The sequence below is a fragment of the Flaviramulus basaltis genome, from assembly GCF_900114265.1.
GTDB classification, from domain to species: Bacteria; Bacteroidota; Bacteroidia; order Flavobacteriales; family Flavobacteriaceae; genus Flaviramulus; species Flaviramulus basaltis.
This window is the reverse complement of the sequence record NZ_FPKV01000001.1, coordinates 1198451-1217628: the sequence shown is the minus strand read 5'-3', so window position 1 is coordinate 1217628 and position 19178 is coordinate 1198451. Positions and strand designations below refer to the sequence as shown.

Genomic DNA, 19178 nt, shown 5'->3' with positions numbered 1-19178 from the left:
AATTATTTGCATTAGATTTAGTTGATTTCGGGATGTTCTTCCTCCCATTTTTCTTTATGCTGAGCATCAATAACAGCAATAGCTGTCATGTTTACTATTTCATCCACACTAGCTCCTAGTTGCAGAATGTGAACTGGCTTTCTCATTCCCATCATTATGGGTCCTATAGAATCTGCTTCGTTTAATTCTTTTAATAACTTATAAGTAATGTTTGCAGAATCTAAATTTGGAAAAATAAGCGCATTTACTTTTTTACCAACAAGCTTTGAAAACGGAAATTTTTCGCGAAGCATAGTATCATTTAAAGCAAAATCTGTTTGCAACTCACCATCAACATCCATTTCTGGATGACTGCGATGCAACATAGATACTGCTTCTCTTACCTTGGATGCTTTATCATTACTTGATGATCCAAAATTAGAATAAGAAACCATGGCTAATACAGGCTTTAAGCCAAACATTTTAATGACTCTAGAAGTCATTTGTGTAATTTTAGCTAACGTTTTAGCGTCTGGATCTATATTTATTGAGGTATCACTTAAGAACATAGGACCTCTTTTTGTCATCATTAAATTTGTTGTTGCTATACGACTTACGCCTGGCATCATACCAATAAGCTCCAACATAGGCTTAACTACCGTTGGATAATTTCGAGAATATCCTGAAATTAAACCATCTGCATCACCTTCATTAACCATCATTGCACCAAAATAGTTTCGTTCTCGCATTAAACGTTGTGCCGAATAATAAGTCACTCCTCTACGTTTGCGTTGCTCCCAATAAACCTTAGCGTATTTATTTTTACGCTCGTTTTCTTCTTCTGTTTTAGGATCAATAATTAGAATATCTGCATCAAACTCAATCTCTGTCATTAAAGATTCTATGGTTTCTTTTCTACCTAAAAGAATAGGAGTCGCGATACCTTCTTCATAAACTATTTGCGCTGCTTTTAAAACATCTAATTGGTCTGCCTCAGCAAAAACAATACGTTTTGGATCTAGTTTAGCTCTATTTAATAATAGTCTAACTAATTTATTATCGGAACCTAAACGCTCTAATAATGAATCTGTATAACGTTCCCAGTCTGTAATTGGTTTTTTAGCAACACCGCTTTCAATAGCTGCTTTTGCAACTGCTGGTGGAACCTCCGCAATTAAACGTGGATCGAAAGGCTTTGGAATGATGTAATCTTTACCAAAAGTTAATCTAGTTTCTCCATAAGCAATATTAACTTGCTCTGGAACTGGTTCTTTGGCTAATTTTGCTAAAGCTCTTACGGCAGCCATTTTCATAGCTTCGTTAATTTTTGTAGCTCTAACATCTAATGCACCTCTAAAAATAAAAGGAAATCCTAGTACATTATTTACTTGATTAGGATGATCACTTCTACCCGTTGCCATGATAATATCTTTACGTGTCGCAATAGCGATATCGTATTTAATTTCAGGATCTGGATTAGCCATCGCAAATACAATTGGATCTTTTGCCATAGCTAGTAACATTTCTGGCGACACAATATTTGCCATTGAAAGACCAATAAAAACATCGGCATCTTTCATGGCTTCATCAAGTGTATCTATTTTTCTATGTGTAGCAAATTCTGCTTTTTCTGTAGATAATACTTCTCTATCATCTCTAATAACGCCTTTACTATCTAGCATTACCATATTCTCACGTTTTGCACCACAAGCTTGGTATAATCGTGAACATGAAATAGCCGCAGCACCAGCGCCACTTATAACTATTTTAACTTCTTCTAGTTTTTTTCCTGCAAGTTCAACCGCGTTTAATAAAGCTGCTGCCGAAATAATAGCAGTACCGTGTTGATCGTCATGCATAACAGGAATATCTAATTCCTCTTTTAAGCGTCTTTCAATTTCAAAAGCTTCTGGCGCTTTTATATCTTCAAGATTAATACCACCAAATGTAGGAGCAATCATTTTTACGGTTTGAATAAACTCTTCAATATTTTCAGTATCTACTTCAATATCAAAAACGTCTATATCTGCGAAAATTTTGAAAAGCAATCCTTTACCTTCCATAACAGGTTTTGAAGCTTCAGGACCAATATTTCCTAAACCTAAAACGGCTGTTCCATTAGAAATTACAGCAACTAAATTACCTTTAGCTGTATATTTATAAACATCATCCTTATTTTTATCAATCTCTAAACAAGGTGCTGCAACACCTGGAGAATATGCTAAAGACAAATCTCTTTGAGTCGCATATTTTTTGGTTGGTACAACTTTAATTTTCCCTGGAGTTGGTTTTGCGTGATATATAAGGGCTTCTCTACGTTTGCTTTCTTCGCTCATAAGAATGGTTAATTAACTAAACCAACAAATATAATAATCCTATTAAGGAAATTACTATTCTTTTAGGAAATTGATGTTTCTTTTTAAGCCTGAAAACTTTGTGCGTTTTACTGCGGAATTTTTGAATACTTTTTTGAAGGTATCTTCGGTAATTTCTTCCCAATCTTTTTTTGTCATTGAAAGTAATTCTGGATGCGGATTGAATAGCGGTTCACTATGTGATTTTGAAAACCGATTCCATGGGCAAACGTCTTGACAAACATCGCAACCAAACATCCAATCGTCCATTTTTCCTTTAAATTCTGATGGGATATTTTCTTTTAATTCTATTGTGAAATAAGAAATACATTTGCTTCCATCAACTACATATGGCTCTGTAATTGCTTGTGTTGGACATGCATCAATACACGCTGTACATGTTCCGCAGTGGTCTGTAACTGGTGTGTCATATTCTAAATCTAAATCGATTATTAATTCAGCAATAAAATAAAAAGATCCTACCTGTTGTGTTAGCAAATTACTATGTTTACCAATCCAGCCTAAACCAGATTTCGCCGCCCAAGCTTTGTCTAAAACTGGCGCAGAATCTACAAAAGCACGTCCATGAACCTCACCTATTTCTTCTTGAATAAAATTTAAAAGTGATTTAAGTTTATCTTTTATTACAAAATGATAATCGTTTCCAAAAGCATATTTTGACAACTTAAAACTGTTTTCATTTTGTTTTTCTTCTGGATAATAATTTAGCAATAATGAAATAACACTTTTAGAATCTTCAACAAGCTTAGTTGGGTCTAAACGTTTATCGAAATGATTTTCCATGTAACGCATTTCTCCATGCATATTTTTGTTTAACCATTTTTCTAAACGAGGTGCTTCTTCTTCTAAAAATTGAGCCTTACTAATGCCGCAAGACAAAAAACCGAGGCGTTTGGCTTCGGTTTTGATAAGGTTTGTGTAACTTACTTTTTGATTCATCAAATAATCTCAATAACTTTAAGACCAATGTACGACTATCTAATAATCAAAAAAACTAATTAATTTATTTTAACGCTTTTAAAAAATATTACAAGATTAATCCAGCGTCATATTTAGTTTTGCGAAAATTCCATCAGGATTTTCTAAACCAATCCATACGTGAAGTGTCCACATGCTATCTATTGTACTTATTTCCCAAACATCTTTATTGCCAGTGTAGCCTTCAGGAGTTGGTGGTGGATTATCTAGGTTTTCTATTGGCACTAAATATTCTACTCCCACAAACTGCATAACATCATTTTCATCGGGAACAAACAATAACGCTTCTGGTTTTTCTAACTCAAAAACATTATCTATTAATTCTAACTTAATAAAATGATGTCCCATATGTGGTCTATATCCAGTGGCATCAATATTCCAGCCAGCTGCCATTGCATCATCAATATCACTTATTGGAATTATTGTACTTTTAAGTTGATTTACTTCAATTTCCCAGGCTTCAAGAACCTGAGTAGAATCATCATCGTTATTACAGCCTACCAAAAAAAAAGCTAATATAATAGTAGCTAAAATGTTATAATGCTGTAACATTTTATAAGTTTTTAAATTTTTCATAAAGAAGGTTTTTAAATTAATATTTGATTTTTATGCTTCCGATAATATTTTCCGAAATTCGGTTTATCATTTAATGCTATTCTCAAATTCTTTCATTTTATAGACATCATAAAAAATACTGACTTAACATTAAAATCTTGCCTCCAACTTGTAAAACCTATAGGTTTGACTCCTAAATTTTCGGATATAGTCACACTCATAATTGTACTTAAACTACCATCGTGAATGGACATGATTTCTATTTTCTAAACGTTAGTAATTATGTTGAAAAATTAATAGACTGCTATTTAAAACAAATTCTATCTGCCTTATCAACAGCACTAAATTATATAGTTAAATTTGAAGAATCTATTAAAAATAATTCTAATAGTAGTAAAAATTGACCAAAGAAAATTAACCTAAACGATAGGTTGAAGGCTGTAGTCCAAAGTGCTTTCGGAAACATTTAGTAAAATAAGAAGCACTACTAAATCCAGCATCAAAAGCTGTTTGTGCAACATTTGTATTTTTTCTTATTAATAATTGAAGTGATTTTTTTAGCCTATACTCAAGAATTATTGAATTTGGAGACTTTCCAAGCCTTGATATACATGTTCTATATAATCTTGATTTACTCAATATCATTTTATTACTTAATTGGACAACATTAAATGCTGTGTCATTCCAATTTTCTGAAAGAGTATTCATTAAAGATTCAAGGAATTTTTCATCTTCAGCGTCAATATACCTAAAACTCTCAGGTTCAACTATTCTTTGATATTCTTTTTTATATAAATCAAAAGTGATTGGAGATAAAATAATTTCATTCTCGTTACCAATTGAACAAAGAAATTTTCCAAATTTTACAACATCGCTAAATAAACTTCCATCTTTTGTAACTGGATTACCTGCATGTAAACCTAAGTGTAAATTGATGATTTTTGATTCTTTTTGAAGTTCATCTTTAATAGCAGAGGCGCATTTTACCGCTTGAAATGACGATCCAAATGAAGAAATAATACTTACACCTTTAGAAATAGCCTCATTACCTCCATATTTTTTTATTTGTGATCTAACAACATTTTTAAAAAGAAAGAGTAATTCTTTAGATTTTTCCTTTCCTACTTGAAATTCAAGTAATTTTTCATCTATCATTTGGATTACCAAAATAATTCTGAATGCGGGATCATTAAAAATTTTTAAATCAGGATTTGATAAATCGACAATGGTTTCAGGATCATGAATTCTACCTAAAAAGGCTTCTACAGCAGAGCTATTTACTTCAATTATTTCCAGAGGCTTTGCTCCATATGCCTTAGTATGCATTTTATTAATAGCTTCTTTATTTGGTGCTTCTATTAAACAAAATGCGCGTCCTCTTTCTTCATCAACCCAGTAGGTCATACACCGACATCCAAATTCATTTTGGACTTTATGATCTTCTCGATGAGCTTCAGCAGCCATTTTAGCAGAAACCCCTGGGACTATATGTAAATCCATATAAATTGGCATATTCTAAGAATAAGAAATAATATGAAGCTTAATTAAATAACTAATTCTAATTTAAATTATTGCATACAAATAAAATTAATTTCTTAATTATTATATATAACAATTAATTCTTAAAATGGTAAAATTAGTTCAAAACAAACCACCTTGAGTTGGTCCTTTAATTTTTCCTAAATGCTTATAAGCTTTTTCTGTAACCTCTCTTCCTCGAGGTGTACGCATTATAAAACCCTGCTGAATTAAAAAAGGTTCATAAACCTCTTCAATAGTTTCTGAGCTTTCACTAACCGCAGTTGCTATAGTTGAAACACCTACTGGACCTCCTTTAAATTTATCTATAATTGTTGATAGAATTTTGTTATCCATTTCATCCAATCCGTGTGCATCAACATTTAAAGCTTCTAGAGCATACTTTGCAATTTTAATATCAATTGAACCATTACCTTTTATTTGAGCAAAATCTCGAACACGACGCAATAAGGCATTAGCAATACGAGGTGTACCTCGGCTTCGTCCTGCAATTTCTATTGCTGCTTCCATAGAAATGGGAACATCTAAAATTTCTGCACTTCGCTGTACAATGGTTGTTAGTAAATCGGTTTTATAATATTGCAATCTGCTTTGAATACCAAAACGTGCGCGCATAGGCGCTGTTAACAAACCTGAGCGTGTTGTTGCACCAACTAATGTAAATGGATTTAAATTGATTTGAACCGAACGGGCATTTGGTCCAGATTCAATCATAATATCTATTTTGTAATCTTCCATAGCAGAGTATAAATACTCTTCTACTATTGGACTTAATCGATGGATTTCATCAATAAATAACACATCACGTTCTTCTAAATTTGTAAGTAACCCAGCTAAATCTCCTGGTTTATCTAACACAGGTCCTGAGGTTACTTTAATTCCAACGCTTAATTCGTTAGCTAAAATATGCGCTAAGGTTGTTTTTCCTAATCCTGGAGGACCGTGAAATAATGTATGGTCTAGTGCTTCTGCTCTTAAATTTGCTGCTTGAACAAAAATTTGAAGATTTTCCAACACTTGATCCTGACCCGTAAAATCATCAAATGATAAAGGTCTTAACTTTTTTTCTACATCTAATTCTTCTGGTGAAAAATTATCGTCTGTTGGATCTAGGTTTTCATTCATAGTAACTTCCTGCGAAAACAGGAATTTTTTTATTACTTAAAAAATTTCAGTAAAGTGTATTCCTGCATTTGCAGAAATAATAATTCATTTAACGTTTAGAAAGATAAAAGATGAGTGTATTTCAAGATGAGCAAGAATACAAATGTTAATCCTGAACTCAAGCCAACCAAACCTTCCCAATAAAATATATTCCAAAGTTTTTTATTCGTTTTTTCATCTCCTCTAACTTTCTTATAAAACACTTTATGCATAAAGTAAGTTATTATTAGAAATATACATATTATTAAAATCCAATACTTAATCATATCTTATATGGTTTTCTTTATTCATCTTAAAAATACATAAACTTATTTACACATGTCCAAATATAAACAAAAAGCCTTTCCGAATTGGAAAGGCTTTTTAAATAATTTTGGTTAAAACTAGGGTTATTAAAAAGGTTTTTGGTTAATTTAAAATTGTGAATTCACAACGTCTGTTTATATCATATTCATCATCTTCACAAATACCTTCTTTAACACAGTCGTTAAGTGGTTGCATTTCTCCGTAACCAATACTTTTTAATCGGTTTCTTTCAATGCCTTGACTTACTAAATATTCTAAAGTAGATGCTGCACGACGTTTAGATAAATCTAAATTATATTGGTCTGGTCCACGTGCATCTGTATGTGCAGATACCTCGACTTCCATAGATGGGTATTTCTTCATTAAATCTACTAATACTTGTAAAGTTACTGCTGCATCTTCACGAATGTTTGATTTATCGAAATCGAAATAAATTTTATCTAGTTCTACTTTTACCACATCTTTTACTTCATCTTTTTTAACACGTTCTTCTGCATCTGCAAAAGACTCTAAATTCAGGTAAATATTGTGTTGAACTTTCCCTTTACTATCTGTTGAAAATTCAACATCTTGAGGAATGTATGTTTTTCTTGTACCTCTAACTTTATATTTTTGATTAGGTTTTATTTTGAAAATATAATAGGCATCATCAGCTACTATAGTATCTTGAATTACTGTATCAGACTCATCAAATAAGGTTACTAAAGACCCCGCTAATAATTCTTTACTATTTAAATCTTGTACAATTCCTTCGACTTGATAAATTGTTAACGGGTTTACTTCTCTTACAAAGCTAAATAATCTATCAAAACCAGTTCTGTTTGAAGATAAATATCCAAGATTATCCTTCTCTTTTACTACGTATGCAAAATCATCTAAATTACTATTGATTGAGCTTCCAAGATTTACAGGTTTGTCAAAACTCCCGTTTACCATATTACTTCTAAATACATCTAAACCTCCATAACCTTGATGCCCAATAGATGAGAAATAAAGCACATTAAAATCACTAATAAAAGGAAACTGTTCTCTATGCTTTGTATTGATGGTTTCTCCTAAATTTTCTGGTTCACCAAAAGTACCATCATCATTTATAGCCACTTTGTAAATATCAAAACTTCCTAAAGTTCCTGGCATATCGCTGGCAAAGTAAAGTGTTTTTTCATCTTTACTTAACGTTGGATGCTCAGTACTGTAATTATCTGATGTAAATGGTAATGCCGTTACATTTATCCAAACACCATCTACTCGTTCTGCTTTGTAAATTTTAATATGCGCAATACGATTATCGTCTGTTTTTTTTCTTATTATATTGGTTCTATTAAAATACATTGTGCTACCGTCTCTAGTAAAAACGGCATTACTTTCGTGCGAATCTGTATTAATAGCATCAGAAAATGGTTTAACATCTACTAGTGTAGTGTCATTTTTTAAAGTAGCACTATACAAATCCAGATAAGGTAACTCATTCCAAGAATACGAAGGATTTTCTGTATTTCTTGCCGAAGCAAACGCAACTTTATTATCACCATAAAACGATAATCCGAAATCGCTACTTGAGCCTTCGTTCACTATTTGTTCTGCATTGAAAACATGCGGTGTAGTTTTATCTGTTTCTTCTAAAAAAGCAAACGTATTTATTGGTTTGTTATAATATTTACTTAAGTGCTTATCAGCTTCTTTATAATCTTTTACTCCCTTTAAAGCTTGAGCATATCTAAAATGGTATTCAATATCTATAGAATCACCATATTCTACAAATAATTCTCTATAAGTTTTAATAGCCTTTTGAAGACTTGTGTTATAATAATAACTATCTGCTAAATTTTGAAGCACTTCTTGAGAACGTTCTTTAGTTTCGTATGTTTCTGCCGCTTCTGTATAAGCTCTTTTTTCAAAAAGCTTATTAGCTTTTTTAATATTTCCTTTTTGCGCAAATGCCATTCCACTAACTAATAAAAGGCTTGCAAGTATGTATATATTTTTTTTCATGTTTTCCAATTATTATTTTTTTTAGAAGAATCTTGGTGAACGATCATATCCGCCTCTGAATCCGAATAAATCGACATCAAACAATATGAATATTTCGTGTGAACCCGAATTAAAGTCTCCTAAGTTATTTGTTGTATAATCATAGGCATATCCAACTCGAAGCTCAGGTGTAATTCTAAAGTTTACCAAAGCACTTATGGCATCATCTAACCGGTAGCCTAAACCTGCTTCTAATTTTTCATTAATTAATACACTTGCAGTAATATCTAAAGCTAAAGGTGCTCCTTTTACTGCTTTACCCATAAAAGCTGGCTTTAATTTTAGATTTTTATCGATATCAAAAACATAACCTCCGGTAAAGAAATAATGAACGTTTTGGACACCTGTTGCTTTTATTCCATTTTCATCTTCTAAGTGTTTTGTCGACAACATATTGGGTGCCGACAAACCTAAGTAATAGTTATTAGAGAAAAAGAATGCTCCAATACCTAAATTTGGAAACGCTTTACTGATGTTTTCATCGAACGCCTGATCTGTAGCTGTTCCTCCAGATTGCAACATAAAACCATCAAAATTGGTATCAAAAAGCGTCACTCCTGCTTTTACCCCGAATGATATTTTACTTTCTATGCCTACTGGTAATACATAAGCAAAATCTGCATAGATATTATTTTCGTCTACAACATCTCCAATGTTATCGTTAGTGAATGAGATTCCCATCTCAATTTTATCGTTTATTGGAGTATGAGCAAAAAAGCTTCCTGTTTTTGGCGCGCCTTCCATACCTACCCATTGAGTTCTATAAAGTCCTCCTAAGTTTAATATCCCTTGCTCCGCAGTTGCATATGCCGGATTAATGACACTCATATTGTACATGTATTGTGTAAATTGAGGGTCTTGCTGTGCTGTACTTTGTAATGACAAGAGCGTCAAACTTAACAAAGCAGCTATTTTATGATATATATTTAAATGTTTCATCTTTTCTAAATTTTGCTTTATCTATAAATTATCTGCTTAAGTATAAGCGTCCTTGTTCTGGTTTATTTTCGCCATCATTAAATTTAAAAATGTAGAAATAGACACCCACTGGCAAATCTCCTTTGGATATGACTTTCGATTGGTTTGAAGTTCCATCAAATCTTAGCGAATTTGCATTTCCTTTATAAACGATACTTCCATATCGGTTGTAAATCTCCATTTCAAAATTTGGATATAAAATGGCTAGGTTATCAACATCAAATGTATCGTTTACACCATCTCCATTTGGTGAGAATCCATCAGGGATTTCTAATTTACCACATGCTGTTACATCTGGTGTAAGTACTAAACGTTCACTACTTTCACATCCTGTTACTGGGTCTACTAACACAGCATAATAAGTTGTATTTGTTAGGTTTGTACTACTTGAAATAACTGAGCCACCTGTTGCAGCATCATACCAAACAATGCTGTATAGAGTTGAGTCGTAATTTATATTTGATGCTAAATCGCTAATTGTTGGCCCGTCATTAATACAATATTCCATTGAAGGATCATCTAAAACTGGAGTAGCCGTATCATTTATAGTAGCATTTATTTGAACTGCTGTTGAAGATTCACAACCTGTATTATTAGTTTGGGTTGCGTAATAATCTTCACCATCAACTAAAGCGTCTGCATCTGTTAATGATAATGTTAAAGCAGCATCTTCATACCAATTAACCGTTCCTGTTGCGCTTATACTGTCTGCTAAATCAGCTATTGTTGGGTTATTAACTAAACAAAACTCTGGATTAGCATTGTCAACAATTATCGTTGGACTATCATTTATAATTACTGTAATATCTGCTGTTGAATCTGTTGTACAAGGTGATGTAGCTGTAACAGTATATGTAAAATTATAAGTTGTTCCTGAAGTTAGTGTCGATAAATCGACAGTTGTTCCTGAAAAACCAGATAAATCTGTAGTTGTGAATTCGCCTGTATTATCTGGCGTACCATTTAATACGGTTAATAAATCTAATATATTATTAGTTGTATCAATATCTGTTGTACATATTGCAAAATCTCCATTTGTTCCTGCATTTGCAGCTTGCACAATATTTACTTCAAAACTAACACTTGCAACACCACAACTATTTGTTAAGGTATAAGTATAGGTTCCTGATCCTGCTGTTGAAGGTTGTATAGGGTTTGTAATTACAGAACCATTATAAGACCATTCTCCTCCAGCGTCTTCACCAGTTAAGTTTGAAAACAAATCGAAATCGGCATCAACACTACATAAATCTACATCTCCATTTGATGTCCCAGCAGTTAATGGTTCTTGAACTGTTATTGTTATTGGAGTACTATCATCAATACATGGAGCTGAAGCTGTAACAGTATAAGTGAAATTATATGTTCCTGCTGAAACACCTGTAGCATCAAAAATATTTCCTACTAATGCACCTACACCATCATCATTATTCCATGTCCCACCTGTATCTTGTGTACCATCTAAACCTGCGTTTAAATCTGTGGTGGTATTATTACAAATTACAATTGGTGTTGTATTTGGATTCCCTGCATTTGGTGATGTATAAATAGTAACTGTTACTGCTGTCCTTACTGAAGATTCACAACCTGTAGTAGCATCTGTTTGAATTGCATAGTATGTTTGGTTTCCTAAAGCTGTTGTTCCAGCTAATGCTGTTCCTCCAGTTAAAACATCATACCATTGTATTGAGTTTCCTGTTGCAACTAAATCTGCAACTGTTGCACTATCACAAAACTCTTGTGGTGTGTTTGCTAATGGTGCTGCTGTATCATTAATAATAATGCTTACTGTAACGTTTACATCATCACAACTTCCTATAGCATCTACATCAAAAGTAAAATTGAAATTTCCTTGTGCTAAAGCATCTAGCGCAACTGTATTTCCTGTTAATGCTAATGAAGCATCATCATCAGACCAAGTTCCTGTTTGATCTGCATCAGCCGAAAGTAAATCAAATAAATTATAGGTTTGACCTGCTGTAATTTCAGATAGACAAAACTGAACAGGCGTCATAGCCGTTCCAGATTCTGGTGCGTCAACAATGCTAATAGTTACTGTTGTACTATTTGTACACATGTTAGCATCTGTAATGGTGTATGTGAAATTGTATGTATCAATAACTAACTGACTTAAATCTAATGTGTTTCCACTTAAAGCTCCTGCTATTGGTGTTGTACTATCATCACTCCAAGTTCCTCCTGCATCAACAGTGCCTGTTAACAGCGTAAATAAATCGAATGATGTATTACTTAAAGCTGGATCATTTATACAAAATGGTGCTGGGTTATCTGCTGTTCCTGTATTTGGTAAAGGATTTATTATTACACTTACTGTTACCAATTCATCATCACAACTTCCTACAGCATCTACGTCAAAAGTGAAATTATAAGTTGCTGGTATTAATCCTGACAAATCAACTAAATTTCCTGATAATGCTCCTGAAGCATCATCATCACTCCAAGTTCCTGTTTGGTCTTCTCCTGTTAACAATTCGAATAAATCATAACTTGTTGGAGCAGTTCCTACACAAAACTCAATAGGTGTATTTACTGTCCCAGATTCCGGTGCTTCAACTATGCTAATGGTTACTGTTGTACTATTTGTACATGTATTAGCATCTGTAATTGTATATGTGAAATTATATGTATCTACAACTAACTGACTTAAATCTAATGTGTTTCCACTTAAAGCTCCTGTTATTGGCGTTGTACTATCATCGCTCCAAGTGCCTCCTGCATCAAAAGTACCTGTTAGCAGCGTAAATAAATCGAATGATGTATTACTTAAAGCAGGATCATTTTCACAAAATGGCGCTGGATTATCTGCTGTTCCTGTATTTGGTAGCGGATTTATTATTACACTCACTACAACATCTACATCATCACATGAAGCTATAGGGTCAATATCAAATGTAAAATCATAAGTACCATCTGTATAACCAGATAAGTCTAAACTATTAGGATCTGGAACTATTGTTGATGTAGTATTATTTGTCCATGTTCCAGTTCCATTTTCGCCTTCTATTAAACTATATAAATCAAAACTTACTGGTGCTTCACCTTCACAAAATTCTGGGAAAGCTCCTACTGGTGTGCCAGATTCTGGAGCTTCTAATATTGTAATAGAAATCGTTTCATCATCTGTACAAGTACCATTGTCAACGGTATAAGTGAAATTATATGAACTACCAACTACTGTAAATCCAGTTATATCAATAGAATTGGAAACAGGTGTATTACTTGCATCTGTCCAAGTTCCTCCACTATCATAAGGAGCCGTTAAAGCATCGAATAAATTAAAAGGTGAGTTTGATGCTAAATCATTTTCACAAAATTCTGGATTATCTGCAATTCCTGCATTTGGGTCTGGTAATACTATTACTTGAACCGTAGTAGATTGCTCAGGGCAAGGATTTGGTAATAAGTTTTGGGTATATGTAAAATTATATGTTGCTGGTGTGTAACCCGTAAGAATTAAATTCATAGGGTCTGCTACAACAGTTCCTCCACTTGTAGTTCCTTCTGTCCATTGTCCACCTGCATCATAGCTTTCTATTAATGTATATAAATCAAAAGAAGCTGGTAACGTTGCTTCACAAAAAGAAGCTGGGCTCAATGCTGTTCCTGATGATAATGTTTCATATACCATTATTGATACAGTTGATGTATTATCTGGACAAGCATTATTACTAAGTACTGTGTATGTAAAAACATAAGTCCCTTCAGTAGTTAATGAAGATATATCAACTGTACCTAAATGACCATTTGATGTCGTTAATGGACCTGTCCAACTTCCTGTTGTATTTGGAGTTCCTCCTAATTCATCAAATAAATTAAAAGGCAGTTCTGTTGTTACATCATCTGAACAATATACTAAATCCTCAGAATTACCAGCATCAACTGGGTCATCAATAGTAATATTGACTGGTACTGCATTACTATCACAAAAAGCGCCATCAACCTGCACATAATATGTAGCTCCGCTTACTAAAGCTTTACTAGGTAGCAAAGCTGGAGGAATAGGATCTCCCGAACCATTAATGTTTTGATACCAACTAAAAGAATCTGTAGTACCTGGATCTAGGTTAGCTATAGTAGGATTTGTGTCTGAACAAAATTCTTGTGATGGATTTGGTGTAGGATCACTAGGAGCTACAAAAAGAGCTGTAGGCCCAATAATTATTTGACTTGAACATCCAGTGCCACTTAGCCCATCATAAAAAACAATGAAATAATTTTTTGCTCCAGCAGGAATTGCATCTGTTAGACTGGCTTGATCTGTTAAATTAATATCATTATAAACCTCAACTGATCCTCCAACGGGAATGCTTGTTTGAAATACATCATCAATGTATGTTTGAACAGTTGGATTTTCATTGCTGCAGTATATCCTGTTAGTATTAGATATTGAAATACTAACTTGAAAGGTAACAGTAATAGAATTTCTACCACCTGTACATGTACCAAAATCATCATCTGCATAATAAGTAATACCTTCTTGTACTAGCTCATTAGCATCATAAGTATTTCCTGCAGCTGCATTATCATACCAAACTATACCATTACCATTATTATCTATTGCAAAATCTGAGCTTAAATTAGCAAATGTATATCCTGATGCATCACAAATAGGAGGTGGAGTCGGGTCAGTTACTGTAGGACATTGTGCATTTAATGAAAATGCTGTCCATAGAAACACCATAATAAAGGTTGCAAAAGAATGTGCATACCTCAAAAGGGATTTTGTCTTCATAGATTTGGTTAATTTAGTAATTGTTAATAGCATTTATTTGTAAAAAAATTAATATCGATTATCAAAAATCTTATATTCTAAATTATTTTCTTGTGCAATTTAACTGATTTTTTTGTATTTCATCGAGTTTTTTTAATTTTTTTTACATTTCCACGACACAAAACGTTAATTAAACAAAAAACCCGCCTAAAATAGGCGGGTTTTAATATGTAAGATATGTATTATTAATTTTTAATGCTGAAGTTCTTCTTCTCCATCCATTAAAGGAATGTTTTGTGGAACAAAATCATTATCATGACCTGGCTTACTATAATCGTATGCCCAACGATGAACATGAGGAATTTCCCCTGGCCAGTTTCCGTGAATATGCTTTACTGGAGTTGTCCATTCTAATGTGTTAGATTTCCAAGGGTTTTGTTCAGCTTTCTTACCATAAAATATACTACTAAAGAAATTGTATAAGAATACTATTTGAAAAACGCCTCCAATTAAAGCAAAAATAGTAATCACAACATTTACATTAGCTAAATCATCAAATAATGGAAAATTACTATTTGTATAATAACGTCTTGGTAAACCAGCCATACCTATAAAATGCATTGGAAAGAACACACCATAAGCACAAACTGCAGTAACCCAAAAGTGAACATAACCTAAATTCTTGTTTAACATACGTCCAAACATTTTAGGGAACCAATGATAAATACCCGCAAACATACCATACAATGCAGATATACCCATAACTAAATGGAAATGTGCTACAACAAAATAAGTATCATGTACATTAATATCTAAGGCACTATCTCCAAGAATAATTCCTGTTAAACCTCCTGTAATAAATGTAGAAACTAAACCAATTGAAAATAACATTGCAGGATTCATCTGCAAATTACCTTTCCATAAAGTTGTTATATAGTTAAATGCTTTTACAGCTGATGGAATTGCAATTAATAATGTTGTAAATGTAAATACAGATCCTAAAAATGGATTCATACCTGAAATAAACATATGGTGACCCCAAACAATTGTAGATAAAAATGCAATAGCTAAAATTGATGCAATCATGGCACGATATCCAAAAATAGGCTTACGTGAATTAGTTGCTATAACCTCAGATGTTATCCCTAATGCTGGTAATAATACAATATATACTTCTGGGTGACCTAAAAACCAAAATAGGTGTTCGAATAAAACTGGAGAACCACCTTGGTAATGTAATACTTCACCTTGAATAAATATATCAGATAAGAAGAATGAAGTACCAAAACTTCTATCCATTATTAATAACAATGCTGCTGATAATAATACAGGAAATGAAATCACTCCAATTACAGCAGTTACAAAGAAAGCCCATATAGTTAAAGGCAATCTTGTCATAGACATTCCTTTTGTACGCAAGTTAATTACAGTAACAATATAGTTAAGTGACCCTAAAAGAGATGAAGCAATAAATATTGCCATAGATACTAACCACATGGTCATACCCATACCTGAACCTCCTTGAGCCATAGGTAAAGCACTTAATGGCGGGTAAATAGTCCATCCTGCTGCTGCTGGTCCTGCTTCAAGAAATAACGACAATATCATGATAACACTTGATAAGAAAAATAACCAATATGATACCATATTCAAGAACCCTGATGCCATATCTCGTGCTCCAATTTGCAACGGAATTAACAAGTTACTAAACGTTCCACTCAAACCTGCTGTTAATACAAAGAATACCATAATAGTACCATGTATAGTCACTAATGCTAAATATATATCGGCATCCATAACACCATCTGGAGCCCATTTCCCTAATAAAGCTTCAAACAAAACATTTGGCTGTTCTGGCCATGCAATTTGCATACGAAACATCATAGACATTAATACACCAATAACTCCCATTATAGTACCTGTAATTAGATACTGTTTGGCAATCATTTTATGGTCTTGACTAAATATATATTTAGTTACAAACGTTTCTTTATGATGATGTCCGTGGTCGTCGTCGTGAGCGTGAGTATCTGCGTGTGCTGACATAATCTTATATCGTTTTATCTTTTTAAATTAGTTAATTAGAGAGTTTTTGAATTCTTTTTGCTCTTTTATCCAAGCATCGTATTCTTCTTGTGTTTCAACTATAATCTTCATTTGCATATTGTAGTGAGATTTACCACATATCTTGTTACACAATAACAGATAATCAAACTCATAGCGTTCTAAAGCATCTTCACCTTTAGCGATTAAGGCTTTACTTTTTTCAACTCTAATATTATTAATTCTTGTTACTTTCTCTTGCATTTGAGGAGTATCACGCATTTCAACAGTAGTAACTGTTGGCGTAAAACCAAATTGTGTTATCATACCAGGAACACAGTTCATTTGTGCTCTAAAGTGAGGCATGTATGCTGAGTGCAATACATCTTGTGAACGCATTTTAAAAAGAATAGGTCTCCCCACTGGTAAATGCAACTCTGTAGTAATAACATCGTCTTGTGCGTTAGGATCAGCTTCATCTAAACCTAATATGTTAGCACGATCAATATCAATTAAACGTACATTCGCTTTTCCTAATGTGTTATCCGCACCACTGTATCTAGCTTTCCAGTTAAACTGTTGTGCATATAATTCTATAACCATTGGGTCATCACTTTCATCAACACCCATAATATTAATCCAAGTGTTAAGTCCATAGATAATTAAACCCGCTAATACAATAACTGGTATAATTGTCCAGATAGCTTCTAATTTGTTATTATCAGCAAAGAATAAAGCTTTCTTCCCTTTTTCTCCTTTATATTTAAAAGCAAAGTAGTGTAATAAAAACTGAGTAATGGTTTGCACTATGAAGATAATCACCATAGAGATAATCATTAAATTATCAATAGTTGGACCATGTTCTGATGCTGAATTAGACATTAAAGGCAAATCTCCCCATTTTACAAAACATACAATGGTAATGATATAAATGAAAGCTAAAAAGCCCATCATTAAATAACCATTTACGGTATTGTCTTTGTCTGTAGCAACTCCGGTATTTTCGGTTTTAGCTTGAGCTAAATCAAAAATCTTAACCATTTGCCAGATGGCAACTGAAATAAATACTAAAATTATAATTGTTAATAAAGCAGTCATTGTTATCGTTCGTCTTTATTTATATCTTAATTAATAATGAAACTCTTCACTTTCTTGTCTAAAAGGATATCCTTTTACAAGCAATGGTGCTTTTGTTAAAGCTGTAAATACTACAAATATGAATAGTCCTGCAAATAATAAAACTGAACTTATTTCAGGGATTCCTATAAACCATCTGTCTCCTACGGTTGCAGGCATAATCATATTGAATATATCTATATAATGTCCAAATAAAATTACTAATCCAGCCATAACCACAAACCAAGGAATACGTTTATAATCGGCATTCATTAACATTAATATAGGGAAAACAAAGTTCATAACAACCATACCTAAGAACGGTAATTTATAATCTTGGAAACGTGTTACAAAATAAGTCACCTCTTCTGGTATGTTTGAATACCAAATAAGCATGAATTGTGAAAACCATAAGTAAGTCCAGAAAATACTAAACGCAAACATAAATTTAGCAACATCATGTAAATGGTTTTCATTTACAAACTCTAAATAGTTTCTAGATTTTAAATAAATAGTAATTAAAGCAATTACAGTAATACCACTTACAAACATACTAGCAAACACATACCATCCAAACAATGTAGAGAACCAGTGAGGATCTACACTCATAATCCAATCCCAAGACATCATAGATTCTGTATAAATAAAGAATACTAAGAATCCTGCAGATATACGGAAAGATTTTTTAAAGTTACTTTTATCTTCGGCAGTATCTTGTGCAATTGAAAATTTACGTGAAAAGTGACGGTATAAACTCCAACCAGTAATAAATATTAAACCTCTTATAATGAACCAAGGCACATTTAAGAACGATGATTTACCATCAATTAATTTATCATAATGCTCACTTTCAGGATTTATCACCTCAGGATTCATCCACATAAAAATACTGTCATGTCCTATATAATGAGATGCAGCTGCAATACCTAAAACTATTAAAGCACCTGGTAATAAGTAAGATGTAATTCCTTCCATAACTCTAAATAGTACTGGAGACCATCCTGCTTGTGATGCAATTTGAATAGCATAAAATGCCAAAACACCTAAAGCTATCATCATGAAGAAAAAAGCAGCAACATAAAGTGCAGACCAAGGTCTGTTTGCTATTTGATGCTGAACATGCTCAACATGTTTCTTATGCTCATCAACTTCAGCATGTGCTTCTTCACCATGTGAATCTGTTACATGAGCATCTTTAGATGGAGCTGCATGTTCTGCAACTTCACCGTGTCCGCCACCATGATGTACTTCTTCTGCAAGTAAGGTTTCAACCTCTTCAAAAGATTTATGAGATGTCATAAAACCATAACCAACTCCTAATAATCCTAAAATTATTAGAATGAAAGAAAATGTCTTTAATTTATTTGAAAATGTGTACATAT

12 protein-coding genes are annotated in these 19178 nt (G+C 32.9%); all 12 read right to left on the bottom strand.

The features are described 5' to 3' along the window. Positions 1–17 precede the first annotated feature (17 nt). On the bottom strand, positions 18–2315 hold the full coding sequence (locus BT151_RS05500) for an NADP-dependent malic enzyme (RefSeq protein ID WP_072400736.1): 2298 nt from the start codon (positions 2313–2315) through the stop codon (positions 18–20). Between the two features lie 54 nt (positions 2316–2369). Further along, the gene (gene queG, locus BT151_RS05495; RefSeq protein ID WP_072400735.1) at positions 2370–3293 is read right to left on the bottom strand and encodes a tRNA epoxyqueuosine(34) reductase QueG; all 924 of its coding nucleotides are present in this window, start codon (positions 3291–3293) and stop codon (positions 2370–2372) included. Positions 3294–3389: 96 nt separating this feature from the next. Continuing rightward, entirely contained in the window at positions 3390–3908 is a 519-nt protein-coding gene (locus tag BT151_RS05490) for a hypothetical protein (RefSeq protein WP_216231074.1), read from the bottom strand. Between the two features lie 92 nt (positions 3909–4000). Next, a complete protein-coding gene (locus BT151_RS18575) occupies positions 4001–4141 on the bottom strand; it encodes a hypothetical protein (RefSeq protein WP_171946613.1) in 141 nt (46 codons plus the stop codon). A 160-nt stretch (positions 4142–4301) separates the two neighbouring features. Continuing rightward, positions 4302–5387 carry a nickel-binding protein gene (locus BT151_RS05485; RefSeq protein WP_171946612.1) on the bottom strand — a complete coding sequence of 362 codons (1086 nt, stop codon included), beginning with the start codon at positions 5385–5387 and terminating at the stop codon, positions 4302–4304. A 141-nt stretch (positions 5388–5528) separates the two neighbouring features. Continuing rightward, entirely contained in the window at positions 5529–6551 is a 1023-nt protein-coding gene (gene ruvB / locus BT151_RS05480; RefSeq protein WP_072400733.1) for a Holliday junction branch migration DNA helicase RuvB, read from the bottom strand. 447 nt (positions 6552–6998) lie between these two features. Then, positions 6999–8888: an OmpA family protein gene (locus BT151_RS05475; protein WP_072400732.1), complete on the bottom strand. Its 1890-nt coding sequence runs from the start codon at positions 8886–8888 to the stop codon at positions 6999–7001. Between the two features lie 21 nt (positions 8889–8909). Continuing rightward, positions 8910–9866 carry a PorP/SprF family type IX secretion system membrane protein gene (locus tag BT151_RS05470; RefSeq protein ID WP_072400731.1) on the bottom strand — a complete coding sequence of 319 codons (957 nt, stop codon included), beginning with the start codon at positions 9864–9866 and terminating at the stop codon, positions 8910–8912. A gap of 28 nt (positions 9867–9894) precedes the next feature. Then, the gene (locus BT151_RS05465) at positions 9895–14658 is read right to left on the bottom strand and encodes a T9SS type B sorting domain-containing protein (protein WP_171946611.1); all 4764 of its coding nucleotides are present in this window, start codon (positions 14656–14658) and stop codon (positions 9895–9897) included. A gap of 231 nt (positions 14659–14889) precedes the next feature. Next, positions 14890–16683, bottom strand: a complete 1794-nt coding sequence (locus tag BT151_RS05460) for a cytochrome c oxidase subunit I (protein ID WP_072400729.1) — start codon at positions 16681–16683, stop codon at positions 14890–14892. A gap of 27 nt (positions 16684–16710) precedes the next feature. Continuing rightward, the gene (locus BT151_RS05455) at positions 16711–17778 is read right to left on the bottom strand and encodes a cytochrome c oxidase subunit II (RefSeq protein WP_072400728.1); all 1068 of its coding nucleotides are present in this window, start codon (positions 17776–17778) and stop codon (positions 16711–16713) included. Positions 17779–17808: 30 nt separating this feature from the next. After that, the gene (locus BT151_RS05450) at positions 17809–19176 is read right to left on the bottom strand and encodes a quinol:cytochrome C oxidoreductase (RefSeq protein ID WP_072400727.1); all 1368 of its coding nucleotides are present in this window, start codon (positions 19174–19176) and stop codon (positions 17809–17811) included. Positions 19177–19178 lie beyond the last annotated feature (2 nt).